The following is a 2,371-nucleotide window of genomic DNA, read 5'->3' as shown; positions in this document are numbered from 1 at the left end:
CTCCAGCCTCAGGGGGCCCCCGCCCCCACGCCCACCCCGACGGCGGTTCCCACGCCGCCTCCGGCGCCCCAACCGTTCGCCCTCAACCTCTACCAAGAGGGGGACTTCGTGCCGCAGTACACCTTCGACTGGTGTGTTGCCGCGAGCATCCAGATCGCGCACAACCTGATGGACGATACCGGCGGCGGCACGTGGGGCGACCGCGCTCACCAGGGCGAACTATGGGAGATGGCCCGCGCCCGGTCATCCAACTCGTTCAACGGTGCCAACCCCTTGGGCTGGGCGCAGGTGCTGACCGAAGTCGGGATGGGGCCGTACTCGGTCGTCAGCGTTCCCGATTATGAGGACGGGCTGCAGACGGCGGCCCGCGCCGTCGCTGACACCGGCCGGCCGGTAGGACTGGTCATGTGGAGCGGTCGCCACGCGTGGGTAATGAGCGGCTTCGAGTCACTCGGCGATCCGAAGCAGTTTCCGGAGTTCTCAGTCACCGGCATCCGCGTCCAGGATCCGCTCTACCCGCACGGCAGCGGGCAGTGGGGTCCGTCGCCGGCGCCCAACAGCCTGCTCACCCCCGAGCAGCTGGCGACGCAATTCGTTATCCGCGAACCCCGGCGCTGGAGCAGCGACTTGCCCACCGGCTACGTGCTGGTGCTCCCGCGGGCCGAAACCTGACCCAAGCCAGACCAATAGGGCAGCCCAAATCAAAGCACGGTTGTGCCCTGCCCTCAGCGGCTGGCACCGGCTTTAGTAGACCCCCTACAAAATAGGGGCAGTCGCACCGCAGTAACGTCGGCAGTACATCAAATTCCGCTTGTACAACCCTGACAGGACTGCCATGAGCAACACCGACACTGCCGTCAAAACCACCTTGAATACCGGGCGCCGCAGCTGGAACGCCACCGACCTTGGGCTGATCGCCGTCTTCGCCGCCCTCGTCGCGGGCGCAGCTCTGGTGCCCGGCCTGGCGGTCAACGGCTTCGGTGTGCCCATCACCTTCCAGACCCTTGCGGTGATGCTCACCGGCCTGGTGCTGGGTCCGGGAAGGGGCTTCGCCGCCGTCGGACTCTACGTCCTGCTGGGCCTCGCAGGCCTGCCCATCTTCAGCCAGGGCCGCAGCGGCCTGGGCATCCTCGCCGGCCCCTCCGCGGGTTACATCATTGCGTTCCCCATCGCCGCGGGCATCGTGGGATGGCTGGCCACAGTGGTCATCCGCCGGACCATCAAAGCCCGGGCGTTGTGGCTGTTCCTTTCCGCCACTGTCACCAGCGTGGTATTTGTTCACACCCTGGGCGTCGCGGGCATCGTGCTGAATACCAAGGCAACCCTCGAACAGGCCTTCCTGAGCGACGTCGTCTTCTACCCGGGAGATATCATCAAGAACATCCTCGCGGCGGTCATCGCCGTGGCACTCCACCGCGCCTTCCCGGACATCCTGGTGCGCCGCGTCCGGCGGAGCGCCAGCCAACCTGCGAAGGCCTGAGGAACTGACCAATGCCCGCAGTGATCTTTGACCAGGTGACCGTCGCCGTCGAGACGGACCACGCCCCGCAGCCCAAAGTCCTCCTTAACAAGGTCAACCTCCGGCTCGAGGAACAACGCGTCGGAATTATCGGCGCCAACGGTTCCGGGAAGTCCACGCTGCTGCGCCTGGTCAACGGCCTGGTCCAGCCAACGGCGGGCACGGTTTCAGTCGACGGTGACGATACAGTCAGCGGCGCCCGCAAAGTCCGCCGGAACGTCGGCTTTGTCTTCACCGACCCCCTGTCCCAGCTGGTGATGCCCACCGGCAGGGAAGACGTGGAGCTGTCACTGCGTCGCTCGGTCAAAAACGGCGCCGAGCGGCGCAACAAGGCTGAAGCAGCACTTCGACGTCTGGGGCTCCTGCATCTGGCGGACCAGAGCATCTATGAGCTCTCCGGCGGCGAACGCCAACTCATGGCGCTCGCCGCCGTGCTCGCCGTGGACCCCGCGGTGCTGGTCCTGGACGAGCCGTCCACCCTCCTTGACCTCCGCAACCGTGAACTCCTCCGCCGGACCCTGTCCGGGCTCGACCAGCAAATTATCATGTCCACCCACGACCTTGACTTCGCGTTGGAAATGGACCGGGTGCTGGTCATCGAACAAGGAGAAGTCGCGTTCGACGGCGGCCCCTCAGAGGCCGTGGCAGCGTACCGGGCCTTGTGCATGGACGGCCTTCAAGCCCAGGGACCGGCCAGCCGATGAGGGGCCACGGCTTCCTCCTGGCCAACTATGTGCCGGGCAACTCCCCCATGCACCGGGCGCCGCTGGCGCTGAAGTTCCTCCTGGTCTTCGGCTGCGGGCTGGCCTCGTTCATCATTGTTGACTGGCGGGTTTCGCTGGCAGTACTGGG

3 protein-coding genes and 1 pseudogene are annotated in these 2,371 nt (G+C 66.1%); all 4 read left to right on the top strand.

From position 1 onward, the window contains the following. A partial coding sequence (locus AC5RWX_RS32590; RefSeq protein WP_494100307.1) for a hypothetical protein occupies positions 1 to 672 on the top strand: 672 nt, incomplete at its 5' end. Between the two features lie 163 nt (positions 673 to 835). Beyond that, positions 836 to 1,480: a biotin transporter BioY gene (locus AC5RWX_RS32585; RefSeq protein ID WP_494100306.1), complete on the top strand. Its 645-nt coding sequence runs from the start codon at positions 836 to 838 to the stop codon at positions 1,478 to 1,480. 11 nt (positions 1,481 to 1,491) lie between these two features. Then, on the top strand, positions 1,492 to 2,223 hold the full coding sequence (locus tag AC5RWX_RS32580) for an energy-coupling factor ABC transporter ATP-binding protein (RefSeq protein ID WP_494100305.1): 732 nt from the start codon (positions 1,492 to 1,494) through the stop codon (positions 2,221 to 2,223). Beyond that, a pseudogene (locus AC5RWX_RS32575) lies at positions 2,220 to 2,371 on the top strand (energy-coupling factor transporter transmembrane component T family protein); the annotation flags it as partial. The gene AC5RWX_RS32580 and the pseudogene AC5RWX_RS32575, both read left to right, overlap by 4 nt.

The sequence above is a fragment of the Arthrobacter sp. SPT-J7 genome, from assembly GCF_059089965.1.
This window is presented reverse-complemented; position numbering and strand designations above follow the sequence as displayed.